General features: G+C 59.7%; 25 protein-coding genes. 19 read left to right on the top strand and 6 right to left on the bottom strand.

Annotation, left to right across the window (positions count from 1 at the left end; all coding sequences use genetic code 11):
* Window positions 1-2 precede the first annotated feature (2 nt).
* The 17 genes from AN478_RS11985 to AN478_RS11945 all read left to right on the top strand — a co-directional run bounded on the left by AN478_RS11985 (window position 3) and on the right by AN478_RS11945 (window position 18,350).
* Entirely contained in the window at window positions 3-1,097 is a 1,095-nt protein-coding gene (locus AN478_RS11985) for an SDR family NAD(P)-dependent oxidoreductase (protein WP_054966868.1), read from the top strand.
* Window positions 1,097-2,245: an NAD-dependent epimerase/dehydratase family protein gene (locus AN478_RS11980; RefSeq protein ID WP_054966867.1), complete on the top strand. Its 1,149-nt coding sequence runs from the start codon at window positions 1,097-1,099 to the stop codon at window positions 2,243-2,245. Before AN478_RS11985 ends, AN478_RS11980 begins: the two co-directional genes overlap by 1 nt.
* Window positions 2,246-2,271: 26 nt before the next feature.
* Window positions 2,272-3,627 (top strand): flippase, encoded by a 1,356-nt coding sequence (locus AN478_RS13715; protein WP_082433076.1) that lies wholly within the window; start codon window positions 2,272-2,274, stop codon window positions 3,625-3,627.
* 53 nt (window positions 3,628-3,680) lie between these two features.
* Entirely contained in the window at window positions 3,681-4,601 is a 921-nt protein-coding gene (locus AN478_RS13710) for a sulfotransferase family protein (RefSeq protein WP_074471191.1), read from the top strand.
* Between the two features lie 130 nt (window positions 4,602-4,731).
* Complete coding sequence (locus AN478_RS13705; protein WP_082433075.1) at window positions 4,732-5,547, top strand: FkbM family methyltransferase; 816 nt, start codon at window positions 4,732-4,734, stop codon at window positions 5,545-5,547.
* Window positions 5,548-5,615: 68 nt separating this feature from the next.
* Window positions 5,616-6,557, top strand: a complete 942-nt coding sequence (locus AN478_RS13700) for a glycosyltransferase family 2 protein (RefSeq protein ID WP_074471193.1) — start codon at window positions 5,616-5,618, stop codon at window positions 6,555-6,557.
* Window positions 6,557-7,474: a sulfotransferase family protein gene (locus AN478_RS13695; RefSeq protein WP_082433074.1), complete on the top strand. Its 918-nt coding sequence runs from the start codon at window positions 6,557-6,559 to the stop codon at window positions 7,472-7,474. The genes AN478_RS13700 and AN478_RS13695 overlap by 1 nt, the downstream gene beginning before the upstream one ends.
* Window positions 7,475-8,513: 1,039 nt before the next feature.
* The gene (locus tag AN478_RS13690) at window positions 8,514-9,035 is read left to right on the top strand and encodes a polysaccharide deacetylase family protein (RefSeq protein WP_176758712.1); all 522 of its coding nucleotides are present in this window, start codon (window positions 8,514-8,516) and stop codon (window positions 9,033-9,035) included.
* Window positions 8,968-10,176, top strand: coding sequence for a glycosyltransferase family 4 protein (locus AN478_RS14870; RefSeq protein WP_082433073.1), 1,209 nt, complete (start codon window positions 8,968-8,970; stop codon window positions 10,174-10,176). Before AN478_RS13690 ends, AN478_RS14870 begins: the two co-directional genes overlap by 68 nt.
* Window positions 10,169-11,422 carry an O-antigen ligase family protein gene (locus AN478_RS11970; protein WP_082433072.1) on the top strand — a complete coding sequence of 418 codons (1,254 nt, stop codon included), beginning with the start codon at window positions 10,169-10,171 and terminating at the stop codon, window positions 11,420-11,422. Before AN478_RS14870 ends, AN478_RS11970 begins: the two co-directional genes overlap by 8 nt.
* Window positions 11,419-12,615 (top strand): glycosyltransferase family 4 protein, encoded by a 1,197-nt coding sequence (locus tag AN478_RS11965; RefSeq protein ID WP_054966864.1) that lies wholly within the window; start codon window positions 11,419-11,421, stop codon window positions 12,613-12,615. Before AN478_RS11970 ends, AN478_RS11965 begins: the two co-directional genes overlap by 4 nt.
* A gap of 33 nt (window positions 12,616-12,648) precedes the next feature.
* On the top strand, window positions 12,649-13,809 hold the full coding sequence (locus AN478_RS11960; RefSeq protein WP_054966863.1) for an NAD-dependent epimerase/dehydratase family protein: 1,161 nt from the start codon (window positions 12,649-12,651) through the stop codon (window positions 13,807-13,809).
* Between the two features lie 824 nt (window positions 13,810-14,633).
* Window positions 14,634-15,386, top strand: coding sequence for a glycosyltransferase family 2 protein (locus AN478_RS13680; protein WP_074471197.1), 753 nt, complete (start codon window positions 14,634-14,636; stop codon window positions 15,384-15,386).
* Entirely contained in the window at window positions 15,347-16,342 is a 996-nt protein-coding gene (locus tag AN478_RS14865) for an NAD-dependent epimerase/dehydratase family protein (protein ID WP_082433070.1), read from the top strand. Before AN478_RS13680 ends, AN478_RS14865 begins: the two co-directional genes overlap by 40 nt.
* 103 nt (window positions 16,343-16,445) lie before the next feature.
* On the top strand, window positions 16,446-17,456 hold the full coding sequence (locus tag AN478_RS11955) for an MraY family glycosyltransferase (protein WP_054966862.1): 1,011 nt from the start codon (window positions 16,446-16,448) through the stop codon (window positions 17,454-17,456).
* A 266-nt stretch (window positions 17,457-17,722) separates the two neighbouring features.
* The gene (locus tag AN478_RS11950) at window positions 17,723-17,980 is read left to right on the top strand and encodes a type II toxin-antitoxin system Phd/YefM family antitoxin (protein WP_054967103.1); all 258 of its coding nucleotides are present in this window, start codon (window positions 17,723-17,725) and stop codon (window positions 17,978-17,980) included.
* Entirely contained in the window at window positions 17,964-18,350 is a 387-nt protein-coding gene (locus AN478_RS11945; protein ID WP_054966861.1) for a type II toxin-antitoxin system VapC family toxin, read from the top strand. Before AN478_RS11950 ends, AN478_RS11945 begins: the two co-directional genes overlap by 17 nt.
* Before the next feature lie 68 nt (window positions 18,351-18,418).
* Here AN478_RS11945 and AN478_RS11940 read toward each other — a convergent pair whose 3' ends face one another.
* From AN478_RS11940 to AN478_RS11925, 4 genes are all read right to left on the bottom strand, one after another.
* A complete protein-coding gene (locus AN478_RS11940; RefSeq protein ID WP_054966860.1) occupies window positions 18,419-20,314 on the bottom strand; it encodes a polysaccharide biosynthesis protein in 1,896 nt (631 codons plus the stop codon).
* A gap of 169 nt (window positions 20,315-20,483) precedes the next feature.
* Window positions 20,484-21,122 carry a cell wall hydrolase gene (locus AN478_RS11935; RefSeq protein WP_054966859.1) on the bottom strand — a complete coding sequence of 213 codons (639 nt, stop codon included), beginning with the start codon at window positions 21,120-21,122 and terminating at the stop codon, window positions 20,484-20,486.
* Between the two features lie 122 nt (window positions 21,123-21,244).
* Window positions 21,245-21,610, bottom strand: coding sequence for a type II toxin-antitoxin system VapC family toxin (locus tag AN478_RS11930; RefSeq protein ID WP_054966858.1), 366 nt, complete (start codon window positions 21,608-21,610; stop codon window positions 21,245-21,247).
* Window positions 21,607-21,828: a ribbon-helix-helix domain-containing protein gene (locus AN478_RS11925; RefSeq protein WP_054966857.1), complete on the bottom strand. Its 222-nt coding sequence runs from the start codon at window positions 21,826-21,828 to the stop codon at window positions 21,607-21,609. The genes AN478_RS11930 and AN478_RS11925 overlap by 4 nt, the downstream gene beginning before the upstream one ends.
* Before the next feature lie 275 nt (window positions 21,829-22,103).
* On the opposite strand from AN478_RS11925, the gene AN478_RS11920 reads away from it, so the two are divergent.
* Complete coding sequence (locus tag AN478_RS11920) at window positions 22,104-22,766, top strand: thiopurine S-methyltransferase (RefSeq protein ID WP_054966856.1); 663 nt, start codon at window positions 22,104-22,106, stop codon at window positions 22,764-22,766.
* 266 nt (window positions 22,767-23,032) lie between these two features.
* On the opposite strand, the gene AN478_RS11915 is transcribed toward AN478_RS11920, so the two are convergent.
* The gene (locus AN478_RS11915; protein ID WP_054966855.1) at window positions 23,033-23,569 is read right to left on the bottom strand and encodes a GlcG/HbpS family heme-binding protein; all 537 of its coding nucleotides are present in this window, start codon (window positions 23,567-23,569) and stop codon (window positions 23,033-23,035) included.
* A gap of 99 nt (window positions 23,570-23,668) precedes the next feature.
* Window positions 23,669-25,261 carry a PAS domain-containing sensor histidine kinase gene (locus tag AN478_RS11910; protein WP_054966854.1) on the bottom strand — a complete coding sequence of 531 codons (1,593 nt, stop codon included), beginning with the start codon at window positions 25,259-25,261 and terminating at the stop codon, window positions 23,669-23,671.
* A gap of 320 nt (window positions 25,262-25,581) precedes the next feature.
* On the opposite strand from AN478_RS11910, the gene AN478_RS11905 reads away from it, so the two are divergent.
* A complete protein-coding gene (locus tag AN478_RS11905; RefSeq protein ID WP_054966853.1) occupies window positions 25,582-26,277 on the top strand; it encodes an SOS response-associated peptidase in 696 nt (231 codons plus the stop codon).
* Window positions 26,278-26,326: the final 49 nt, after the last annotated feature.

Below are 26,326 nucleotides of genomic sequence, written 5' to 3'. Positions count from 1 at the left end.
CCATGCCCCAGTTCGAAGGAAAGCGCATTCTGGTGACCGGGGCATGCGGCACGGTGGGCACTGAGCTGGTCCATCAGCTGCTCACCGATCCTGGCTACGCCCCCGAAGAGGTCATCGGCATCGACAACAACGAGTCCGACCTCTTTTTTCTGGACCAGGCCTACCTGAACGAGCCCAGGGCCCGCTTCTTCGTCGCCGACGTCCGCGACCGCGACGAGCTGTCCCGCCGCATGAGCGGGGTGGACCTGGTGTTCCACGCTGCCGCCCTGAAGCACGTCATCCTCTCCGAGCGCTCCCCGGACCAGGCGGTTCAGACCAACATCACCGGCGTGCAGAATGTCATCGCCGCCGCCACCGAGAACGGCGTGGGGCGGGTGATCTTTACCAGCTCGGATAAGGCGGTGAACCCCACCAACGTCATGGGCACCTCCAAGCTCATGGGCGAGCGGCTCATGACCGCCGCCAACAGCAGCAAGCGCTTTGATGGCCCCATCTTCGCCTCCACCCGCTTCGGCAATGTCCTGGGCTCGCGGGGCTCGGTGATCCCCATCTTCCATAACCAAATCGCGGCCGGCGGTCCGGTAACCCTGACCGACCCGGACATGACCCGGTTCGTTATGAGCATCGAGGACTCTGTGCGCTTGGTGCTTGACTCCGCCGCCCTGGCCCAGGGCGGCGAGGTGTTCATCACCAAGATGCCGGTGGTGCGCATCGCTGACCTTGCCACGGCTATGATCCGGTCCCTTGCCCCGCGCTACGGCTTTGGTCCGGATGCCATTGAGACCCAAGTAATCGGTACTAAGCCCGGGGAGAAGCTCTACGAGGAGCTCATGAGCGACGAGGAGACCCGGCGCTCGGTGGAGCTGCCGCGTTACTTCGCGGTGCTGCCCGCCTTCCGGGGCATCTACCACGACATTCCCTACGATTACCCCGAGGTGGTCACCGAGGAGGTGACCAACCCCTACGTTTCCGCTCGGGAACCGGCGGAATCTCCGGACTGGATCCAGGGCTTCCTGGAGCGGAACGGCCTGCTCGGCGAGCCCGAAGAAGAAACCGCCCGGCGCTATTGGCCCGGCGACAAGGAGGAGCGGAACTGATGCGCGTGCTGATCCTGGGCGGCGACGGCTACCTCGGTTGGCCCACCGCCATGCACCTGTCCGCCCGCGGCCACGAGGTGATGGTGGTGGACAACTACCTCCGGCGGCGCATCGCCCGCGAGGAGGACGTCGAGCCCCTGCACCCGGTGCCCAACCTCCACGAGCGCACCCGCCTGTGGGAGGCCCACTCAGGCTACGAGATAACCCCCCGCATCGGCGACCTCAACGACTGGGAGTTCATCGCCCGGATCTTCGAAGAGTTCCAGCCCGAGGCGGTTATCCACTACGCGGAGCAGCCCTCGGCGCCGTACTCCATGCTTTCCCGCCGGGCCGGGGACCTCACCCTGCACAACAACCTGGGGGTGACCTTCAACGTCATCTACGCCTTGCGCGAATACGCCCCTGATGCCCACCTCATCAAGCTGGGCACCATGGGCGAGTACGGCACCCCCAACATCGACATCGAGGAGGGATGGCTGGAGGTCGAGCACAAGGGTCGCACCGATACCTTTCTCTATCCCCGTCAGGCCGGTAGCCTGTATCACACCACCAAGATCATGGACACCGATCTGCTGTGGTACTACGTGCGCATGTGGGACCTGGCGGTCACCGACCTCATGCAGGGCCCAGTGTACGGGGTCTACACCGACGAGAACGAGGGTGACGAGCGCCTAGTGCCACACTTCAGCTACGACGAGCTGTTCGGCACGGTCCTGAACCGATTCATTGTTCAAGCGGTGGTGGGGTACCCCTTGACCGTTTATGGCAAGGGAGGTCAGACCCGGGGGTACCTCAATATCAAAGATACCCTCAACTGCGTGAATCTCGCTCTTGAAAATCCCCCAGACATAAGTGACCTCCGGATTTTCAACCAGTTCACGGAAACCTTTAACGTCAATGAACTGGCCGACCAAGTCCAACGGGTTGGGAGCAACCAGGGCTTAACGGTAGAGGTGCAGAACCTGGAAAATCCCCGTAAGGAAGCCGAGGAACATTTTTACAATCCTAAACATACCGGCCTCCTGGATCTAGGGCTTCGGCCTCACTACCTTACTGATGAGGTCCTGGAGGAAATGCTGGTATATGCATTAAGGCACAGGGAGGGAATTGTCCAGAACCGAATTTTCCGAGGAACACGTTGGGTCTGATGAACCTGATCGGGGCGAGTTAATCCATGCCCGTCTTGCAGGAGCGCAGGCCACTTGCCGCAATCGGGCAATTACTAGGTAGCAGTGGCCTCGGAGGACAGCTCGCCCGAGGCGGTATCGGAAGCCTAACGGTAAAGGTGGTAGGAACAGGGGTCGGATTTGTTACAGCCGTAATGCTTGCTCGGATGCTCGGGCCGCAGGGATATGGCATCTATGCCTATGTAACCTCCCTGGTAACTTTGATGGCTATCCCAGCTCAGTTTGGGTTGCCCACCCTTGTGGTTAGGGAGACAGCCCAAGCCCAAGTAAAAGAACAATGGGGAGTAATGCGTGGCCTCTGGCGCTGGGCCTCCTTAACGGCCATCCTCTTTTCCCTGGCAGTTGCGGGAATCGGTCTTTTACTCGCTTGGTTTTTCTTCGGGCACTATTCCAATATCCAGCTCGCTACCTTTTACGGAGGGCTGGCCTTAATACCTCTCATAGCTTTGGGGAAGTTACGCGGCGCGGCCCTTAGAGGCCTTCGCTATGGGGTATGGGGCCAAATACCGGAAAGGGTGCTGCGCCCAATCCTTTTTATAGCTTTTCTCGGAGGCGCTAACATCTTCTTGCCCCAAGGAGCCCTGGGGGCTTCAGAGGCCATGATGTTGAACGTGGTTGCAGTGGCCCTGACCTTCTTGGTTGGGGCCTTATTACTGAACCATAATAAGCCCCGGGAGCTATTGAAGAAGCCCGTCCCTGAATACCGGATAAAGGGTTGGCTAGGTGCAGTTGGGCCTTTCGCTTTATTGAGCGGAACTCAGTTGATCATGAAAAATACGGATATTTTATTGATAGGGGCCCTGGGAACTATCGAAGAGGTTGGTTATTACAGGGTGGCGGTTCAGGGTAGCTTATTACTTGTATTTGCACTTGAAGCAATTAATATGATCATAGCACCCCATTTCACCCATTTATTCCATCGGGGGGACTATCAGAAAATCCAACAATTAGTCACATGGAGCATACGAGCATCACTAGCATTTGCTTTCCCGTTTTTGCTCATCTTCGCGTTTTTGGGGAGGGAGATTTTGGGTTTTGTTTTCGGGTCTCCATATACGGAGGCTTACTCCCCCCTCCTTATTCTAAGTTTTGGGCAGCTAATAAATGCGGCTTTCGGGCCAGTGGGCTCTCTTTTGAATATGACTGGGAATGAAAAGGATACGGCAAAGTGGCTCGGAGTAGCTGCGTTATTAAATGTAGGTCTGAATTTAATCCTCATTCCCTTGTGGGGAATTGTTGGTGCAGCGGTAGGGACGGCAGTGAGTTTTATTTTGTGGAATGTTTTGTTAAGTAGAGTGGTTAGGGAGCGTTTAGGGGTAAAAACTTATGGAGTGAGAGCATAATTAGCAAAGAAGGGCTTATTAATTTTATTTGTTGTAAATTTTGAGGCGAAACCATGATAAAACTTCCTGATTTTTTTATAGTAGGTGCGCCAAAATGTGGCACAACCTCTTTGTATTCCTATCTTTCTGAGCACCCTCAAATTTTCATGTCTCCCCATAAAGAGCCAACTTATTTCGGGAAAGATTTGAAGCCAGAATCTCCTTATTTTGTTAGGGATTGGGAAAGTTACAAAAAACTATTTAAGGGGGCTGAAGGGTTTCTTCGTGTTGGGGAGGCCTCCGTGTACTATATGTTTTCACATTCGGCTGCGAAGGAAATTTATGATTTTAACCCTGATTCAAAAATTGTGATTATAATAAGAAATCCAGTTGATATGATGTATTCCTTGCATGGTCAATTGTTGCTGACTGGCAATGAGGATGTTTCTTCTTTTGAGAGCGCAATAAATTTAGAAGATAGGCGCAGGAAAGGCTGGGATATTCCTAAAGAGGGGGAATTTTTTAAGGTTCTTTTTTATAGGGAAGTAGCTAAAATGTCAGAGCAGATCTATAGATACTACGAATTGTTCGGTAGAGAGCAAGTATATGTAATGGTTCTAGAGGAGTTTAAGGAAAGCCCGGAAACGGAGTTCTCCTCTTTATTGAGATTTTTGGAGGTGGATCCCGGTTTTTCTCCGGATTTTTATGTAAAGAATAAAAATAAATCCGTTCGAATTCCAGCTGTTCAAAATTTTTTAAGAAGCCCACCTCCCGTTTTTAGAAAAATAGTCCATAAGGTTTTCTCCAGCCATTTTAGAGAGAAATATCTGTTCCCACTTCGAAAACGCTTAAAGCGATTCAATCTGAAGGAAGGAGGAAGAGGGCCTATTTCCCCGCAGTTTAGAAAACGGTTAGATGCTGAGTTTGCAGGTGAAGTTGAAAAACTCGAAAAAATGCTAGATCGGCCTATTCCGCTTCTTCGAAGAGGTATTTGAACTTTTATAAGGGGGGGGGCTGGGTGCGCCCCTATTGGGAAAGGCGGAATATTAAGTCCCCAAAAAATATGTCCCTTTACGAAAGTTGTTACCCTAAAAAACGGTTCATTTTAGGAAAAATGGAGAAGGAATGGGCGCCCGTAAAATGTTGGACAAATTGTTCTTCCGGTTCACCCGGAATAAGAATCTTATAAACCAGTCTATTTATAAGGTTTGCCTTTCATATATTAAAGCCTATGAGAATGTTAATTATGATTATAGAGTGAATGGAGAAAAATACCTAATCAAGATTTTAAAAGAGTTCTCCCCGCAGACCGTTTTCGATGTCGGGGCCAACCGCGGGGAGTGGACCCGGATGGCCAAGGAGTTCCTTCCTATCGCGGAAGTGCATGCCTTCGAGGTGGTTTCCGGTACCTTTGCTCGATTGAATGAAAATCTAAAAGATCAGCAGGGGGTATACCTGAATAATTTTGGCCTAAGCGCGAAAACGGGCAATTCCCGCATTTTTATGGATGCAGAAAAAGATACGCATTCCACCATGATTACCAATGAGCTTGGCCGGGAATATTTTCATTTAGAGGAAGTACAGACCAAAAGAGGGGAGGAATATTGTGCCGAAAACGGGATTGAGTTTATAGATTTGCTGAAGGTTGATGTGGAGGGTGCTGAGAATCTTGTTTTGGATGGATTTTCTGACATGCTTGATGAAGGAAGGATCTCAGTAATTCAGTTCGAATATACCCCTTTAAATATCTATAGCCGGTTCTTGCTGAAAGATTTCTACGGGCTTCTGTCCGCCAAGGGGTATTCGGTTGGAAAATTGTACCCCTATGGGGTTGCTTTCAAAAAATATACACCTTCCGATGAAGATTTCAAGGGTCCAAACTACGTTGCGGTTCATGAAAGTCGGCCCGAAACTATAAAGCGATTACAGCTCCCCAATTAGTGGCATTTTCTCCTGAGGGAGATGGAACTCAATGGATTCGGGGCACGGTTAGGGCAAACCTAGAAATCATGAATATCTATCCCGAACAAACGTTGGTGTCGGTGGTTATCACCTCCTTCAACTCTTCTCCCGAAACCCTTGCTAGGGCTATTCAAAGTGTCCTCGACCAGTCCTATCGAGCCCTGGAGGTCCTGGTTGTGGATGACGGAAGCTCACTTCCTTTTGGCGGGGTGGAAGGAAATTTTTCCGAAGAGCACATTCGATGGATCGGGCTAATTACTAATCACGGGGTAGGGGCGGCCCGTAATGTGGGGCTGGAAGCTGCTGAAGGGGAGTACGTGGCTTTTCTAGACCACGATGATTGGTGGGAATTCGAAAAGGTGGAAAAGCAAGTGGCCCTGTTAGAAGGCAGCCAAATGGAATGGGTTTATTGCGGGATAACCCGGCATGAAGGACAAAACCGCTCTCGTACCGTCCTTCCCACTGTCTCAGGAGATGTTTCCACGGACATTTTAAAAAATCAAGTAATCGTGGGATCTGTGTCGACGGTAATGGCGAGCAAGTCATTGCTGCAATCGGTGGGGGGGTTTTCGGAAAGCCGGGTCTTAATTGAAGATTGGGACCTCTGGATAAGGGTAGGGGCCGTTTCCCCTGTTTCTTTTGTTTCCGAACCTTTAGTGCACCTGGGTCGGGTTGTGGGAAAGAGCCGCAGCCAGAACGTGGAGGGACGACTAGGCCGCCTGGCTGGATTGATGCGCGCCCATGAGCAGCGTTATCGGGATGCTGGGCTAAGCCGTTATATGCATGCTCGTTACCGGCGTGTGGAAGGGATGCTGTATCAACAGGCCAATGATTTTCCACGCTGTATCAAGGCTTGGGCCAAGATTGCCTTGTCGTTTCCTGGTCTGCTTCCGAAAAGGGGGATGGTTGTCTGCTTCGGAAAAACCCTTCCCTCCTGGATAGCTCGTAAAAGTCGGTCCCTGCTCCTAACTCGGCCGGGCGGCAGCTAATGAGCCCCGACACCCTTTCCCAGAATGGAGTAAGGGGGACTAGTTTCATGGGAAATATTAGCCTGTTGGGGCTTCCCCGGCGCATCTGGCTGAAGGGCTGCCGCCAGTGGGGGTTCCACCAGTACCTTTCACCCCTAGTTCCTGCGCCCCAAGGGCGCAAATGGGTTTTTTTGGTGGGAGCTTACAACTCCGGAACCACTCTCTTGAATACCCTTCTCGGTCAGCATCCCTCAATCAGCACCCTCCCTTACGAAGGGGTTGCCTTGGCGAGCAAGTTGGACCGCCCCGAAGACTATGGCTGGCCCCGAATGTGGCACAAATGCATTGAACACCTGGGTCCCCGCCCGGGAGAGGGAGCGCAAGTGGCCCAACGGTCTCTGCGGGAGTGGGGCATGTGCTTCGATCGCTCCAAGCTAGTCTTCGTCGAAAAATCCATCGTGAATGCAGTCCGCATCCCCTGGCTTATCCAGCATTTCCAGCCAGCCTACTTTATTCACATGGTACGCAATGGCTATGCGGTGGCCGAAGGCATCCAACGCCGAACGAATGGTCAAGCGCCTGGGGGACAATATTCCATTGCGGATTGTGCGTACCAGTGGGCGGAAGCGAACAGAATAGTCCGGGAATCCCTGGTCGAGTATCCCCGAGCCCTTACAGTCTATTATGAAGACTTGGCAGAGGATCCCCTGGCCCAGCTAGCGCGGATTGCGGCTTTTTTAGAATTGGATAACGAATGGACCTCTAATATTTCGGAATTAAAGGTGCATGGGGTAACTGCGCCCCTTAATAACCAGAACCCCCGTAGGCTAGCCCGCCTTTGTCAGGGGGATCTCGAGGCCATTGAAGCCGCTGCGGGGGAGGAGTTGGCCCGTTACGGCTATGGTCGTCCGATTCCGACGGGCAAGAGGGAAGAATGACCCGATTAATCCATGTTTGCGGGGCTGCCCGCACTGGCACCACCTCCGTGGGATTGGCCCTCGGCCAAGCGCCCGAGGCCTTCTATGGAGGTGAAGTGCATGCCTACTATCGCCCTTTTCGACCGCATCATTGGAATCCGGAGTGTAGTTGCCTGGAGCATCCTTGTCCCGTTTGGGAGAAGCTGGGTGGTGGAAAAGCGTCCGGTTTCGTGCAAGAGGCGGCCGAAAGCTTGGGTGTGGATTACATAATTGACTCCTCAGGGGATCTTCCTTGGTTGCTCGACCATCACTCTGGGGCCGCAGACGGGGTTACGAGGTCCTGAATATTTTTACCTGGAAGGAGCCCCTGGACCTGGCTTATTCCCAGTGGAAGAGAGGTCGGCCAGTAGAGCGCGCCCTCCAAGTCTTTGAAAGCCATTATGGGCGCCTGTTGGGTTTGGGAGTGCCCTTCGTGAGCCTAGAGATCGGGGCCTGCGGCCAAGCGCCCCAGGATTACCTAAAGCGCCTGTGCGCCATTACCGGAGTGCCCTATAGAGAGGGCATGGAAGAACTTAATGGTGAGGCCCATTTCCTCTTCGGCAGTGGCATTGTAAAAAAGCGCCTTAAAGATCCAGGCTTCTTTCTGGGGGGGTGGGCGGGAGTTGGGCCTACCCTTCGGAATTCGAGGAAGTTGCCCAGGCCCTAGAGCGCCGAATCTATTCCAGCTCCCGCCTGCGGACCATCCTCCAGGCCCTTCGCGAACGCGACCTCTTTTTCGTCTCGCCGGACCAGGTGGGTTGTCGATCCTTTGCCCCGCGCTTACGCCCCCTTTGGTATTACAAACTCAAAGGGTACCTGGCTTTTCGTCGGATTGTTCCGGAGCGGTATTAGCGTGCTTATTACCTTGCCCATACTCATGTACCATTCCACCGCAGCGGACCCGGGGCTGCCGGTCAATGTCACCCCCGACCTCCTCTCCGAGCATCTTCGGTTTCTGCAAAGGCGGGGGAAGAGGTGTTGCTCGGTACGAGCCTTGTTGGCGGGAGAGCCAGGGTGTGACTTGGCGCTCACCTTTGATGATGGTTATGCCAATAACCTCGATATCCTTCCTGTGTTGGCGGATTTCCAAGCCGGAGCCACCTTTTTCGTTCTTACGGGCGGGGAGGGGGAAACCCTCTCCCACCATCAGCCGCGCCATGTTCCTCTGATGGGCCGTCGAGGATGGCGAACCCTACATGATGCAGGGTTCGAGGTGGCTGCCCATGGCCACTCCCATAGACGTTTGACCGAGCTGTCTGTGGCAGAACAGGAGCAGGAGATCGCGGGAAGCATTCAAACCTTGCGCGAGACCCTAGGAGTGGCTTCGGTCGGCTACGCCTACCCTTATGGGGCAATGGACCCCTCGAGTCACCTGTTGGCCAAGGAGTATTCCGAGTACGCTTGCGCTACCCGTTATAGGAATCCCCTGAAGGAAGACCGCTGGCGGCTGCGACGCATCAATATTAGCGCTGCCGATGAAGGCCGGCGTTTTGGCCTTAAAACGGGAACCCCCTTCCGCTTGCTTTGTGACCTGGGGTGTTGATTGCATGGAACCCTTATCTAGCCCTTCTCCGGCTCCCGGTACCCGGGTTCTTTTCATACGCCCCGGCAATGGCAATTCGCGGCAGCTGTTTGCCATGGACCATTACGCTCGTGCTGCGCAATTCGCTGGGATGGGGGTGGGCATATTAGGTCCGGTTCCCGACCACCCCGAAGCGGATCGGTTGACCGCCTTGGGGAGCTTTCCCTCCTTTCGGCCGAGTTCTCCGTGGAGCCTCGTCACCCGGTTGCGTGCCTTTCATGCCGCCGTTCGCGATTTCCAGCCAGATCTCGTCCACGTCCGCAGCCATTTGGGCGGAGGCCTGCTCCCCGGGCTGCGCCGCTTGTTGTCTCCCAGAACCAAGATGATCCTTGACATCCGGACCATGGCCCCCAATACCCACAAGCACCGGCTGGCTCGGGCGTTGCGGTCCGTGAATGGAAAAGGGTATGACCATGTTTTCGCCCTTAATCAACCCATTTTGGACGCTTACATTGGCTCGGGGGTGGAAACCTCACTTTTGCCTTTAGGGTTTGATGACGGGCTTTTCCGGCCCGGTATGGACAATGTGCAATACGAGCCAGGGTGCCGGCTTCGGTGTATCTACTATGGTTCCATGAACGGGGTGCGGGGCCTGGAGACCCTCCTGCAAGGCCTAGTCCGGGCCCTGCAGGCTGGTGTGGACCTGGAAGCGAACCTGGTGGGGGAGGGAGATGACAAGCAGCGTTTGGTATCCCTGGTTCCCCCTGCCTACGCAGACCGGATCCGCTTCCATCCTTTCTCCGGCCAGCAGGCCCTCGCGGCCACCCTGCGTGAGCACCACTTGGGTTTGGCCTACGTTCCCCAGCAGCCCGTCTTCGACCCTAATCTCCCCCTTAAAACTGTGGAGATGCTCGCCAGCGGGCTTCCTGTCCTGGCAACCCGTACTCGGGGTAATCGCCAAGTCGTCCAGGAAGGGGTAGGAGGGATTTTCGTGGAGGATGATCCTCAAGTGATCTGTGAAGGGCTAATCCAAGCCGCCCGGGGTGCCGGGGCAATGGCAGCGCAGCCCCACGAGCGGGCGTCCACAGTGCGAGATTATGCGTGGTCGGGCCTGGCGAAGGCCTATCTGTTTCCGATCTACGCCGCATTGCTGAATGACTGAAGGCCATCCCGCACATCCCTGGTCCAAGGCCCCAATTGGGATTCCCCTAATTTCTCTGGGTCTTGCGCTTTTATTTTTGGCTGATTGGCTGCATAGCGCCCCTCTGGTAGCGGATTTCAATCTGACCAAACTGACCGGGCTGCTCCTAGCCTCATTGGGTGTGGTCAACGTGCTGCAACAGGGAAAATTTCGTATGTTCCCGGGCATGTTCCCGCTCCTCGGCCTGGCTGCATTACCGCTCCTAACACATGGTTACCTTAATGCCGGGTTGGTGTTTCAGGTCCTGCTCGTAATAATTATATTGTCTGCCGCACCCAGCCTGCAGATAGTGGCCAAAGCGGGCGTCCTATTCCTTGGTGTTTTGCTCGTATTCGTCCTCCTTGGTGCGGTGCTTACCGGAAATTTATTTTTTCTCCGTGGGGAGAATTTTCCATTCAGCTTCTATCTTGCTACCCCCTTATCCAACCCCAACGTGGTCGCACGGACAATAGTTATTGTCCTTCCACTGTTGTTACTGGCCCGACTTCAGGGCGTCTTGAGGACCAAGGCCTGGTGGTTGCTCTTGGTCGGCGGGATTCTGACCATCGCCGTGGTCGCTATGTCTCGGGCGAATATTCTGGCTCTTGTGGTTATGTTTCTGTATTGGGTTTTGGTCGGTCGAGGCGGGGTTTCCGTCGGGCGCCTGCTTCAGTATGGGGCCCTCATCCTTCTCGTGGCCGGGTTGGCCTTTGCTGTCTCCCCGCTACAGGAGAAGTTCGAACGGGCGGCGGTGTTAGTAGGGGGAACCTACCAACTCCTGCAGCAGGCTGAAGGCAACCATTTGGTTTATGAGCATGCCCCCGCCCGTGCCAAAACCTGGGCAGCCTCCCTGCTGCTTTTGCAGCAGAAACCACTGTTCGGCGCCGGGCCGTCGGCCAAAGAGTGGCTGGGACAAGCGGGGGCACAAAAAGGCGGGAAAACCATCGCCGTCCATGGTGCCTTCCTGAATATCCTAACCTCCAATGGCTTCGTGGGGCTGAGCTTGTTCTTGGTGGCCCTGTACCGGCTCTTCCGGGGGCTCGGTAGCGTCGGCCGCATGTTCCTCCTGGGGGCCCTGGTTTCTCAGATTGGGGCCGACATCTATGCCCATACGTTGTTTTGGGCAGTCCTGGGTTTGCTCCTCCTGTTTGACCAGAATAGACGTAATCATCCCAGATCTTCTTACCAGGTTGGGGGTACCCTTCCGGATGAACGGGCGATTGCATGATCCTTCTGTATGCCAATCAGCCTCTGGAGAAATTCCAGGGGCGCTATTTTACCCAGAATCAGAATTTCGTGGATTTTCTTGCCCGGCTGGCGGCCTTTTCGCCCGAATTTCTACTGGCGGTTCCCTGCTGGGAGCGGGCTGAGGAGGAGGTGGCCGGGCTGATCGAGGTCCCTATCCCTTCTCGGTTGTTGGAAGTCAAGGCCTATGATGGGCACTGGGGGGCCATCCGGGCCTCCTTCCGCAATCTACCTCGCCTGTTGGCGGCCATCAGGGTCTCCCGGAAGCGGCAGGAGCGGGTTGTGGTAGGAGGGCCCGGGCCCAACTCCATGCTGTTCTTGCTTTCGCTGCTTGCTCCGCGAACGGTCCGGTTTGCCTTCTTTATAAGGGGGGATACCGTCGAGACGCTGCGCCAGATTTATGCTGGGCGGCGGTTGGGCGGCTGGTTCGCTCCCTGGCTGGCCGGGCGGTTCCAGCGCCGCATCCAGAAGCTGCTTCAGCAGGGGCGGGCCTGGGTATTTCCTTACGGATCCAAATTGGCGGAACGGTACCGGCCTTGGGGTGAGGCCGTTTATCCTATTGCTCCCCTAATCGATCGGGATGTGCTGGCACCGTACCGACCGCCCCGATTCAAGGAAGATGGCCCCCGGCGCTTCCTGTTTATTGGCAGGTTCTCTGCTGAGAAAGGGATCCTCCGGCTGCTTGAAGCCCTAGTAGAAGTACGTGAACAGGGGTATGACGCGGAGCTGACCCTGGTAGGGTATGGCCCGCAGGAAGGGGCGATCCGGGATGCGGTGGAGCGGTGGGGGCTAACCGGGGTGGTTCGATTACAAGGGTTCGTTCCTCACGGTCAGCCCTTGATGGAGGTGATCGAGGCCCACGATGTCCTGTGCCTCCCTTCTCGGACAGAGGGCACTCCCCGGGTGGTGGTCGAGGCTTTTGCTCGGAGCGTGCCGGTTCTGGCCACCCCTGTGGGCAGTATTCCGTTCATGTTCCCTAACTCCGTGGTCCTGACGGAGGGACTCGAGCCCAAGGATCTATCCGTCAAGATGGCTTGGTGCATGGACCATCCGGAGGAGCTCAAGGCGATGATAGAAAAGGGCTGGCAGCGGGTAGAGGATTATCTGATCGATACCTACGTTCAAGATATCGCCGAACGTCTACGTGCTTTTTCTGGCGTAAGCCAGGGAACGTGATTCTTTAATCGGGTTTTGAAAAAGGGTTTTCTTATGAAAATTGTAGTGCTTGGCGGGGATGGTTTTTGCGGTTGGCCGACTGCTCTCCATCTATCCAAATTGGGGCACGAGGTTCTGATTGTTGACAATCTCGTTCGGCGCAAAACGGACGTGGAGCTGGAGGTGGATTCCCTGACGCCCATCCAGCCCCTGTCCAGGCGATTGGATGCCTGGCAGGAGGTCACCGGGAACACTATTCGGCATCTCTATTTCGATGTCGCCGAGCACTATCACCGCCTTCTGACCCTGCTTCAGGAAGAGGAGCCCGACGCGGTGGTTCATTTCGCCGAGCAGCGGGCGGCCCCGTATTCCATGAAATCCTCCTGGCACAAGCGCTACACCGTCGAGAACAACCTTAGCGCCAGTAACAATCTCCTTGCCGCCATCGTGGAGGCCGGACTCGAAACCCACGTGGTTCACCTTGGAACCATGGGGGTTTACGGCTACGGGACCGCAGGGATGAAGATCCCCGAAGGGTACCTGCAGGTGAAGGTGGAGACTGAGGAAGGTGAGGAGATCCATCAGGAGATTCTCTACCCGCCGAGTCCGGGGTCCATCTACCACATGACCAAGACGCAGGACCAGCTGCTGTTCGCATTCTACAACCAGAACGACCGGGTCCGGGTAACCGATCTGCACCAGGGCATTGTATGGGGTACGCAGACCGAGGACACCAAACAGCACCCGGATCTTATCAATCGTTTCGACTATGACGGTGATTATGGAACGGTTCTGAATCGGTTCCTGATGCAGGGGGCGATCGGTTATCCCCTTACGGTCCACGGAACTGGGGGCCAGACCAGGGCTTTTATCCATATCCAAGACACGGTCAAGTGCATCCAGCTGGCCATTGAGAACCCACCGGCTGAGGGTGAACGGGTCAAGATCCTCAATCAGATGACCGAGACCCACAAGGTGCGGGATCTAGCGGAGATGGCGGCCGGGCTAACCGGGTCCGAAATAAGCTACCTGGACAACCCGCGCAATGAGGCCCCTGAAAACGAGCTTCACGTCTCCAATGACACCTTCATCGATCTGGGTCTGAGCCCAATCACCCTGGAAAGTGGTTTGATGGAGGAGGTCCGGGATATCGCGCACGAGTTCGCCCATCGGTGCGATAAGACCAAAATTCCTTGCGTGTCCCGCTGGAACTAAGCCAACAAGGGCCGGTGCATGGACTATGGGGTTTGGCTACGGCATTCGGTGGGCGGGACAGGGTAGTTTACCTCTGGGGTGGGTACCTTTGACACCTACAGGGGTTTGAAGCGGTTGGCTTGGCCAAGCCCCCCGGGAGGGACGACCTAGTGGCCCCTTCCAAACTTCCAGTGACGGTTTTGCTGACCGTTCACAACGAAGCCGGAAAAGCTTCTGGCCGAATCGAAAACCTATTGGACTAAGAGTACCCCGCGAGCAACGGGAAATCTCGGTCGCTCCCGATAATTCGGACGACGGAACCGTTGCCTAGCTGGAAGAAATCGCCAGGCAGGGGGCGCCAGTGACTCTGCTGCCCTTTGACCGGGTAGGCAAATCCGTCGCCCAGAACCGCTCGGCTCCTTACCCCGGAGGGGGTGGTCATTTTTACCGCCTGAACACTCGCTTTTGGGGACGGCTTCCTCAGGCGGGTGTTAAGCCCTTCGCGGATTCTCAAGTGGGTTGCGTGACTCCCGAACTTCGCTAGGAGGAAGGACCGGGGGCTTTGATGGACTTTCGAGATCCCCCTCCGTGAGCTGGAGGGCCCAGCTAGGTATCCTGGCGGAGGAAGCCGTCAGGCCAAGGCGGTTCGGAAGGAGATCTGGGGTAAAAGGAGAGGTCGGTTTGGGTGGCCCTTACTTGTTCCGTTCCTATAGGTAGGGTGTTTTCAGTACGGTTTCTGGAAAGTCTTTTTGTGTATGTATGGGGTTGTTCAGCTATCCAAGGAATAAACCCTCCTTATTTGTCGGCTATCTTAAATATTACAATCCCTTAAAGAGGTTCGGCAATTGGGTTCTCCAGCAGTTTCCGTAATTGTGCCTTGTCATAATGACAGCAAATTTCTTGCAGATTCTCTTGGCTCCGTCGTTTCCCAATCGTTTACTGATTTTGAGGTAATTGTTGTTGAGAATGGATCAACAGATAATACCTGCGAGGTTGCGAAAGAAATTTCCTTTAAAGACTCGAGAATTAGGGTTATCTGTTTTAATGAGGGGTTGGGTGCCGCAAGAGCTAGAAATTTAGGGATTGAAGAGGCAAGAGGCAGGTTTATTGCCTTCCTGGACGGGGATGACTTGTGGGATCCAACAAAATTAGAGAAACAGATTGAATTTATGAATAAATTCGGGCTCCCATTAACCTATACGTGGTATAGGAAGATTGAGATGAATGGACAAAAGCGGGGTCTCGTAAAAGCTCCTGCTACTCTTACCTATAACCACTTCCGGAAAACCAATTTTATGGGTTGCTCCACGGTTGTTATGGATTCTTCCCAGCTTGGGAAAAGATTTTTTCCAGAAGTTAAGCGGGAGGACTGGATTTTATGGTTGGCTATCACGAGGGAGGGGTATACAGCCCACGCGGTTCCCGAATGTTTAGCCCTTTACCGGGTCCCTGATTTTAAAAAAGGCATCAGGAAAAGGTTTAAGCTGATCAAGGACCAGTGGATATTTTATAGGCATTATGCATGTGAGGGTCCTTTTTCTAGTATTTTTCTTTTTGGATGGCATGTGTTTTATGGAAGCCTACGTTTTATAAAATAAGAACAATGAAAATCTGTGTCACCGGTTCTAATGGGTTCGTAGGGTCTGCATTACTGCCGGCCCTTACTGGCCGTGGTCATGAAGTTGTTGCGGTTACGCGAGCCAGCGGAGAGGGAGTCAACCGGTCGGACCACATTGAATGGGTGCATTGCGACCTGGAGCAATCCTCCCTAAGGGCTGATCAGCTCGTTGGCGTTGACGTGGTCGTCCATTTGGCTGGTCGTGCCCATGTTCTAAGGGAGCAGGGAAAGGACCCGTTGGCCGCCTTTCGGCGGGCAAACGTTGAAGCGACCCGAAAGTTTGCCGAAGCCTCTGCGCAAGCGGGAGTGAAACGATTCGTTTTTGTAAGCTCTATTGGGGTGCATGGCTCCTCTTTGGCTAATGGCGAAACGGTTACCGAGGCTTCTTCTGCCGTTCCAATGGAGCCTTACGGGATTTCGAAGTTGGAGGCGGAAGAGGCCCTATGGGAGGTTTCAGGATCCAGCGGAATGGACGTGGTTGTCCTCCGTCCCGCCTTGGTTGCCGGCTATGGGGCGCCTGGAAATCTGGCCCGGCTCGGGAAGCTCATTAACCGGGGGGTACCCGTCCCTGTACCCCTCCAGGATAATGCGCGGTCTTTCGTGTCCCTTAACAATTTGAATGGGCTCGTTCTGCGCACCCTTGAGGCTCCAGCCGCTTCTGGAGAGACCTTCCTGGCTGCGGAACAGACATGTCCGAGTACTCTCGAGGTTATGAGTCTTATTGGGGAAGGGCTTGGGCGGCCGGTGCGCTCCGTTCCTCTTCCGGGTCCTTTTCTGCGGCTCGGGGCAAAGGCGGTAGGGAAATCCGATTTATATGACAAGATTTTCGGCGATCTCCGGGTGGATGCTACTAAAGCCCGCCAACAGTTGGGTTGGGATGTCGTTGAACCGCTTGGAGAGGCTCTCAGGGATGTCGGGCGGGGACTTCGTTCTTAATTCCTAGATGAACGAGGCTTCAAGGGCTTTTTAAGTTCCTACAAGGCTCGCTCCTAGAACAGTTGTGCTTCTGCTAGCACGTGTTTAATGCTTAGGGAACGCAATGGTGGTTTTTTTGTTTTTTGGAGCGGCCTTTTTGGCCGCTCTTTTTCTGACCGGCGGAATGCGCCGCTATGCACTTGCCGCCGAGCTGATGGATATTCCCAATGCCCGGAGCTCCCATGACGTGCCTACCCCCCGAGGCGGTGGGCTTGCGGTGGTAGCGGTGACGCTAGTGGGGCTCCCGGCTTCAACCCTTTTGGTCCCCTTTTCTTTTTCCAGCTTGGCGGCATTGTGGATTGGCGGGGCTGCCGTAGCGGCCATCGGATGGCTAGACGATCGCCAGGACCTCCCCGCCAGGTGGCGGCTTCTTGTGCATCTCTTGGCCGGGGCCTGGGTGGTGGCCTGGGCCGGGGGGGCGCCGGCCTTGCCTTTGCCCGGCCTGGAGTGGGATTGGGGCGTGCTGGGTTCCGTCGTTTTGGTCCTGTTCATCGGGTGGGTACTGAACCTCTACAACTTCATGGACGGCATCGACGGCATCGCCGGGGTGGAGGCGCTAACCGTGGCCGGGACGGCGGCGGTCCTCCTGGGGTGGCTTGGGGCCCCGGGCTGGGCATCAGTGTCGGGCCTGATCGCCGCCGCCAGCTTGGGCTTTCTGCTTTGGAACTGGCCGCCGGCAAAGATTTTCATGGGGGACGCGGGGAGCGGTTTCCTCGGCTTTGCCCTGGCGGCCCTGGCGGTGCTTACCTGGGCCGAGGCCGGTTTGACCTTCTGGGCCTGGCTGATCCTCCTTGGGGCGTTCATCGTGGATGCTAGCCTTACCCTGGCCCGTCGGATGCTGCGGGGGGAGCGGTTCTACGAGGCCCACCGTTCCCACGCCTACCAGCATGCCGCCCGACAATTCGGTAGCCATCAACCCGTTACGGTGGCGGTTGGGGTTATCAATCTGTTGTGGCTTGCTCCCCTGGCTTGGGCGGCGGCAGCCTGGCCGGAGTGGGGCTTGGTGGTCATGCTGACGGCCTGGGCCCCGATCCTGATAATCTGCTTGTATTTCCGGGCCGGATTGCGGGAATGAGGTGGAAGTCCGGAGGAATGACCGGAAGGATTTCGGTGGACTTGGAAGGTAGGTTCCCGCCGAGCGCCTGCCCGTGGCCCGGGAGCTGGGGGAGACCAGCATTATGCTTCCGGTGCATCCGACGCTGACGGACGAGGAGGTGGCGGGGTTCTGTGAGGGGATCCGGGCGGTGATGGGGGAGGCGTGTGCCGGGGATTGGGGAAATTGACCGCGCCCGGCCATACGGACTAAGCTTGATGAACTAGGTTTTGGCTGGGGGGCAGCTGATGGAGGTGGTGAACATACACGACGCCAAGACCCGGTTGTCCCGGCTTCTGGAGGAGGTTCAGGAAGGCAAGCCCTTTATTATAGCCAAGTCCGGTAAGCCCATTGCGCGGGTGACCAGTGTGGAGGCCCCGGAACCAGGGAAGACGCGGCGGATAGGGTTCCTTGCTGGCCAGATCAAGGTGCCGGAGGACTTCGACCGGATGGGGGAAGCGGAAATCCTGTCCATGTTCGGCGAGGATGATGCACCTTCTCCTTGATACCCATGTGCTGCTCTGGGCGGCCGGAGCTCCGGAAAGGCTCTCCGACCAAGCCAAGTCCCTTATCGAGGATCCGGAGAACCAGCCGCTATTCAGTGCGGCCAGCTTGTGGGAAATCACCATCAAGCGGGGCCTTCAGCGTCCCGATTTCCAGGTGGAGCCGGAGATCCTTCGGCGCGGGCTGGTGGAAAACGGCCACGACGAGGTGCCCATTACCAGCACCCATGCGATGGCGGTTGGCTATCTTCCCCCTATCCACAAGGACCCCTTCGACCGGATCCTCGTCGCCCAGGCGGAGACGGAAGGGGCGCTCCTCCTCACCGCGGACGATGTGGTTGCCAAGTATCCCGGGCCTATCCGAAGGGTCTGAGGGAATGTGGCCCGACTAGCCGTACGCCGGAGGGGTCGCGGCTGGTAGCCGCTCCTACAGGGGCTTGATCAGCCTTCGGCCGTGCGCAGAGAAACCACCTTGCCTTCCGCGGCCTGGGCTTCCTGCTCTGGTTGCTGCGGCTGGTATTCGGGGGCGAGCTGGCGCACCAGCTCTCGGAGGTCGGCGCCTTCCCGGTCGCAGGCCTCGGCCATGGTGGCCAGGGTCTCCTGCAGGCGCTCCCAGTCCACCTCGCGGTACTGGGCCCGCAGGACCTTGTGGTGGGCGGTGGGCTGCAGCGACTCCGCGTCGTGGAAGAGTTCCTCGTAGAGCTTCTCCCCCGGGCGCAGCCCGGTGAAGGTGATCTCGATGTCCCGCCCCGGCTCCTTCCCGGAGAGCCGGATCATCTGCTCGGCCAGGTAGCGGATGGGCACCGGCTCGCCCATCTCCAGCACGAAGATCTCCCCGCCCTCGCCCATGGACTCCGCCTGCAGGATGAGCTGGCAGGCCTCGGGGATGGTCATGAAGTAGCGGGTGATGTCCGGGTGGGTGACGGTCACCGGCCCGCCCCGGGCGATCTGCTCCCGGAACACGGGGACCACGCTGCCGGCGGAGTCCAGCACGTTGCCGAAGCGGACGGTGACGAAGCGGGTGTCCGAGCGGGCGTCGAGGTTCTGGCAGAAGATCTCCGCCACCCGCTTGCTGGCGCCCATGATGTTGGTGGGGTTCACCGCCTTGTCGGTGGAGATGAGGACGAACTTGTCCGCGCCGAAGTCGGCCGCCGCGCAGGCCATGTTGCGGGTGCCGAAGACGTTGTTGCGGATGGCCTCCCGGGACTGGGCCTCCAGCAGGGGGACGTGCTTGTACGCGGCGGCGTGGAAGACGGTATCCGGCCGATATGCGGTGAACAGCGCTTCCACGGCCGCCTCGTCGCGGACGTCGGTGAGCGTGGGCACCAGCTCCAGCCCGGGGTAGGCGCAGCTCAGCTCGCGCTCGATGCCGTAGAGGTTGAACTCGCACGCCTCCAGCAGCACCAGCCGGCGGGGGCCGTAGGCGGCGATCTGCCGGCACAGCTCGCCGCCGATGGAACCGCCGCCGCCGCTGATGAAGACGGTCTTGCCGGTGAGGCCCGCGCCGATGGCTTGCTGGTCAAGCTGCACCGGATCGCGGCCCAGGAGGTCCTCGATGGCCACCTCCTGGAGGTCGGTGAAGCGGGCCTTGCCGGTGATCAGGTCCTGCATGCGGGGGAGGGTGCGGAAGCGGACGCCGCTGCGCTCGCATAGCTCCACGGCCCGCTGCATCTCCTGGTTGGAGGCGGAGGGCATGGCGATGATGATGAGGTCCACGCCCTGGCGGGCCACCACCTGGAGTAGGTCCTCTACCCGGCCCAGCACGGGGTGGCCGCGGATCTTGGCGCCCTGCAGAGAGGGCTTGTCGTCCAGGAAGCCCACGACGTCGTAGGGTCCCTCCGTCTTCAGATCCCGGGCCAGCATCTCCCCCGAGGCGCCGGCGCCGAGGATAAGGACGCGGTCGCCCCGGGAGCCGTGGGTGAGGTTCGGCCAGTTGTCCCGCATGAGGCGGAAGAACAGCCGGGGGCCGCTCAGCAGGAGGATGAGGAACAGAGGGTAGAGGACCAGGGTGGTGCGGGGGACGCCCTCCAGGCGGTTGATCAGGAACAGGGCCGTGGCCACGGCCAGGGCGCCGAGCAGGGCGGCGCGGACGATGTTCCAGGCGTCCGGGACGCTCGCGAAGCGCCAGACGCCGCGGTACAGCCCCGTCCGCCAGAGCAGCAGACCCTGGATGCCCATCACCAGAGGCAAGGCCTTGAAGGCCGGGTCCGTGGGGAACCCCGTGATGTGGAAGTCCGTCCGGACCAGGAAGCTCAACAGCCAGGCCATCCCGACCATCAGGAGGTCGTGGGTCACGACAAGCTGACGCCGGGATAGGATGCCGGGGCCTTGGGCCATGGGTGCTGCCTTCGGATGTTGGTAATCGGCGACAGTCTACTTGGAAAGCGTCTTTGTTTCCATCCAGTGTACTGTCCGGCCTACAAAAAATGGCGATATAGGCGTCGCAATTTCCGCCCCCGGACCCGAGTACAGGGTGGTGTCCCGACGATCACCGGGTGCGGCTTCCTCAAGGGGCGGGCGGCTCGCCGGCGGCGTAGAAGCGGTGCCCGCCCAGCTTGGTGCGCAGGGTCAGCGCCCGGGCCCACGGGGGCTCCACGCCCTGGGCGTGGTAGTGGTCGCTGCCGAAGGTGGGGTCCTGGACGGCGCCTTCCAGGACCTGCGCCACCACCCGCCGGGCCTGCTTCCAGGCTCGCTGGTCGGCGGGGGCCGGATAGGCGGCCGGGTCGTTGGGGCGGCCGTCGTCCACCCAGGAGAACTGGGCGCTGTCTCGGATGACCCGGCAGGCCTCGTCCGGGAACCGGGACGCGCGCAGGCGGTTCAGGACCACCATGGTCACGGCTACCTGTCCGGCCACGGACTCCCCGCGCGCCTCGAAGAAGGCGTTGCGCGCCAGGCACTCCCGCTCCGCCCGGGACAGGGGCCGCACGCGGGCCTCCCAGGAAAGCCCGGAGGGCCGGCGGGTGGCGCCGGACGGCAGGGGTATGGGCTCCGGCGCGAAGGAGCGGGCGTCCGGCTTTCGCAGTTCGGGGCTGATGGCGGTGCCGCCGTTGCCGTGGCTGGCGGGGGAGTCCATCACCGCCAGCGCCCAGAAGAGCCCGGCGCCCAGGGTGAAGCTTGCCCCGCCGAGATGGAAGGGGAAGGGCATAACCGCTCCCGGGTAACGTCGTAAGGGGACCTCCCTCCATCCCTTACAGACCCCGGGTGGCGCGTCCAGGACCGGGCGCCCGGAAGTTGACCGGCCACCAGCGTGTGCTTCCCTGGTATTGGTTACACCTGGTAGGGAACCCGGATGCCGGGGGATTCCGGGGCAAACGCCTTGGTGTCCCGGGTTACCAGGAGGGCCTGCTCGCATTCCGCCGTTCCCAGGATGATGGCGTCGGGGAGCTTGAGGCCGTTGGCCCGCCGAAGAACCACGGCGGCCTCGGCGACTTTCCCGTCGAGAGGGATCACGTCGAAGGTCTCCAGGAATTCCCGGACGGTTTGCTCCTCCTTTTCGTCGCGGCATCCCACCAGTACCTCCATCCAGGTGATCTGGCTGATCTGGCGACTGGTGTAGCGTTGGAGCTCCTCGGCGGATTGGTCCACGCCGTTTAGGTAGTCCACGAGGATGTTGGTGTCGAATACCGCCTTCATTCGGCCCACTCGTCGCGGAGTGCGCGCTGATAGCGCAAGCCTTCATCGCGGTCCTGCCACATGCCGAACGCGGGGGATTTCCGGTCCGGTGCCGGGCGGGTGGTCAGGTAGGCGTGGACGGCCCGGCGGATGGCCTCCGCCTGGGAGATGTTCTCCCGTTTGGCCAGCGCCTTGATAGCCTTGAGCTGTTCCTCGGGAAGGTCGACGACCGTGCGCATGGGTGCCTCCAGGTGATATCAGATGACGACATCATGGCGCAGTAGGGAGATCCGGGCAACTCTTCCGGGGTTCCGGCCGTCCCGGGTTTTCCACCCCGAGGAGTCGCGGTCTCGGACCGCTCCCACAAGGGGCCGGCACAGGGCCCTTTCTGGGTCCCACGTACTAAGGCGCGCTCCGGTTCCATCGGGCTTCCGCGGGGCCATGCGCGCCGGTTGGGTATCCCGTACAATGCGCTGCTCCTAGAACACACATTCGGTATCCCGGAGAGGCATGGATGGACCGCGAATTCTGGCTGGATAGGTGGAAGAATAACCGGATCAACTGGCACCTGGAGAAGGTGAACCCGCATCTCCTGGATTTCTGGCCGGAGATGCCGGTGCCGGCGGGAGGCCGGGTCTTCGTGCCCCTGTGCGGGAAGACGGTGGACATGCACTGGCTGGCCGCCGAGCGCGGCCACACCGTGGTGGGGGTGGAGCTCTCCGAGCAGGCCTGCCGGGATTTCTACGCCGAGAACGGGATGGAGCCGGAGGTGACGGAGGACGGGCCCTTCCTGCGCTTCCACGCCGGCGGGGTGACCATCCTGTGCGGGGACTTCTTCGACCTGGACGCGGACCGCCTGGGGCCGGTGGACGGGGTGTTCGACCGGGCCTCCTTCATTGCCCTGCCGCCGGAGATGCGCGAGCGCTATGGCCGGGCTATGCACGATCTGCTCCCTAGCCGGCCGCCCATCCTGTTCTGGACCCTGGAGTACCCGCAGGAGCAGATGTCCGGCCCGCCCTTCGCGGTGCACGAGCCGGAGCTGGAGACCCTGTACGGTTCGACCTACGAGCTGGAGACCCTGCGGCTCTGGGATGTGCTGGAGGAGAGCCCGGGGTTCCGGGAGGCGGGGGTGACGGAGCTGCGGGAGCACGTGTATCGGCTCACCGCTCGGGAGTGAACGGCGGTCGCGGTCACGGACCGCTCCTACAGGGGCCTTGTCGCCCGCTATGGGAAATAGCCTCTTGTGGGAGCGGCTATCAGCCGCGACAGGCCGGGGCGTGAACGGCGGTCGCGGTCTATGGACCGCTCCCACAGGAGCCTTGGCCCGCTATCGGGAATAGCTCCTTGTGGGAGCGGCCATTGGCCGCGACAGACAAGGGCGGGAAGGGGGTCGCGGCCACTGGCCGCTCCTACAGGGGGCCTGTTCCTACAGGCCCCTTCCCCTTACATGCCGCCGAACTGCAGGCGGTCGCTGACCGCGTCGATGCCCGCCTGGGCGCAGCTGCGGTCGATGTCCCCGCCGGGGGCGCCGCTGACGCCCACGGCCCCGACGATCTGGCCGCCGCCGGTCTCGACGATGAGGCCGCCGTCGGCGAACAGCAGGTCGTCCATGTGGTTGAGGGTGGCGCCGACGCCTTCCCGGTTCTGGATCAGCTGGTGGGTGTCCACGGAGAAGGAAACGGCGGTGAAGGCCTTCTCCTTGGCGATGCGGTAGCTCACCTCGGGGGCGTAGACGTCGCGCATGACCACCTGCGGGTTGCCCTCGCGGTCCACCACCGCCGCGGTGACCTGGTAGCCCTTCTCCCGGCAGGCCTCCACGGCGCCTTCGGCGATGTCCCGGGAGATTTCCATGGACATGCGGGTCACCTCCATGAAGTCGCCGCCGCCCGCGTCGTCCTGCGCGGTGGCGGGCAAGCTGACGAGGGAGCCGGCCAGGAGGCCGGCGGCCGCCTTGGCGATGCTCCGCGGTTGGATGGACATAAGCGCAGCCCTTTCCGTTTGTAGGGTGTTGCGTTGAAAGGCGATTGCCCCGGATTTTGTACTGCATGGGCGGGGGGCTGTCCACCGGGACCGGGAGTGTCAGGCGAGGGGTGAGGGCGTGTCCCGGGGGAGGGTGAAGCGGAAGGTGGCGCCGCCCCAGCTGTTCGCCTCCGCCCAGAGCTTGCCGCCATGGGTCTCGACGATGGACTGGCTGATGCGCAGGCCCAGCCCCATGCCGTGCGGCTTGGAGGTGAAGAAGGGCTCGAAGACCTGGTCCAGCTCGGTCCCGGATAGGCCCGGCCCGTTGTCGTGTACCGAGATCAGGGCCTCGCCCTCCTCCTGCGCCTCGATGGTCACCAGGATCAGGGCCTTCTCCCCCCGGCCCGCCTGCTCGCTCACGGCCTCGGCGGCGTTGCGGACCAGGTTCATGGCCACCTGCTCCACCAGGGATGGATCGCCGTGGAAGCGCGGCAGGTCGGGGGCGGGCACGTTGTGGAGCTGGATGCCCCGGCCTTCCGTCTCCAGCCGGGCGAGGCTCAGCACGTTCTCCAGGACCACGTTGAGGTCCATCTCCTGCCAGCGGGACTGGCCCCGCCCAACGAAGGAGCGCAGCTGCCGGATGATCCGGCCCGCCCGCTGCGATTGGGCCTGGAGGTCCTGGAGGATGGCCCGGATCTTGTCCAGGTCCGGCTCCGGGCGCTCGAAGTAGTTGAGGCAGGCCTGGCTGTTGGCGCTGATGGCGGCCAGGGGCTGGTTGAGCTCGTGGGCGAGCTGGGTGGCCATCTCCCCGGCGGTGCTCAGCCGCGAGGCGTGGGCGAGCTCGTTGAGGTGCCGCCGGGCGAGCCCCTCGGCCTCCTTGTGCTTGGTGAGGTCGCGGGCGATGGTGGAGAACCAGGCCACCCGCCCCGATTCGTCGTGGTGGGCGAGGATGGTCTGGGCCATGGGCACCTCGGTGCCGTCCTGGCGCAGGAACCGCATCTCTCCCTCCCAGGAGCCGTGCTCGGCCGCTTGGAGCAGGGCCTCCCGGGCCAGCCGTCGCGCCTCCTCCTCCGGATGGCTGTCCCAGGCCCACCGCTCCTGCCCCTTGGGGTTTCCGAGCAGCTGCTTGGCCGCCGGGTTGTGGTACAGGATCCGGCCCTCGGGGTCGGCGATGCCGACGAAGTCCGGGGCGGCCTCGATGATCTCGGAGAGCTGCTCGCGCTCGGTTTCCAGGGCCTTGCGCGCGGAGAGGTCGTAGCCGAATCCCACCAGGTACTGGCTGCCGGCGATGGTGACCAGGTGGCAGGCGAAGCCGTAGGGAATGCGTCGGCCCTCCGGGTCGGCCAGCTCCAGATCCAGGGTGCCGTGGCCCTTCTGCAGGGTCTGGCGGAGGGCGGTCTGGAGGCCGGGGTGCTGGTCCTTCGGGAACAGGTCGATGGTGCGGGCCCCTTCCAGCTCCTCGGGACGGCGTCCGGTGAGCCTCTCCAGATTGCGGTTCCAGCGCACCAGCCGGCCCTCGGGCGTGATCACCCCGAACAGGCCGGGCATGTTCTCCACCATCATGTGGATGAAGTCCCGCTCGCGGGCTACGGAGGCCTCCCGAGCGCGGCCGGTGATCCGCTGGCAGACGGACGCCGCCAGCCCGCCGAGCAGCAGGCCGCCGAAGGCGGAGATCGTCGCTGTCCACCAGAAGGAATCCTGGAGGGCTTCCATGGCTCGCCCTCAACGGTTGCGCCGGGGCCGTACCGCCGACCGTTACTTGGAAGTGGCGCCATTTTCGCCCACCGAAGGAAGGGTTGGTCAGCCGGGAGGCTCCGAGAGGTAGGCGCCGCGCCGCCGTGGCGGTCTTATTCGGAAATCTCATATTGATATAGGGGTGTACCCATTAAGACAATTAGGGGGGACCCTTAGTCGGCTTTCCCCGCCCGTCTGGACCCCGGGGCCGAACTTCCCGATCCGCCCTCGATTCCAAAGGGATAAGGGCTGGAAGGAAGGGTCCGGAAGCTCCCCGATGCACGCCCGGAGGTGCTGCCATGTGCGGCCGATACGGTCTGTTCACCCCCCAGGAGGACCTCGCCGAGCTCCTCCGCGCCCGGATCCGGGATCGCGCCTGGGAGGGGTCCTACAATCTGGCCCCCACCCAGAAGGGGCTGGTATGCCGGGAGGCCGAGCCGGGGGAGCGCGAGCTGGTCGGGCTGGAGTGGGGGCTGATCCCCTTCTGGGCCAAGGACCCCGGGGAGACCCGTTCCAAATACAGCCTGATCAACGCGCGGGCCGAGTCGGTGGCGGAGAAGCCGGCCTTCCGGGCCGCCTTCCGGCGGCGGCGCTGCCTGGTTCCCGCCGATGGCTTCTACGAATGGCACGCGGTGGAGGGCGGGCCGAAGCAGCCCTACTGGATCCGGCTGAAGAGCGGCGAGCCCATGACCTTCGCCGGGCTCTGGGAGCGCTGGGAAGGGGAGGTGGAGGGGCAGCCGCGGGTTCTGGAGAGCTACACCATCATCATGGGCGAGCCCAACGAGCTGCTGGGCCGGATCCACAACCGCATGCCGGTGGTGCTGGGGTCCGGGGACCGCGACCTGTGGCTGGACCCGGGGGTGGGCGATCCGGAAGCGCTGCGAGGACTCCTGCGGCCGTATCCGGCGGAGGAGATGGAGGCCCATCCCGTGTCCCGGGGGGTGAACAACCCCCGGAACGACGGGCCGGAGCTCCTGGAGGAGGTGGCGGAGTAGGGCCTCCTGTGAGGCCAGGCCGTTTGTGGGGGCGGCCATTGGCCGCGCC

Origin of the sequence: Thiohalorhabdus denitrificans (genome assembly GCF_001399755.1) — a bacterium.
Classification (GTDB): Bacteria; Pseudomonadota; Gammaproteobacteria; order Thiohalorhabdales; family Thiohalorhabdaceae; genus Thiohalorhabdus; species Thiohalorhabdus denitrificans.
The sequence above is the reverse complement of the archived record's forward strand: the minus strand, read 5'-3'. Positions and strand labels throughout refer to the sequence as shown.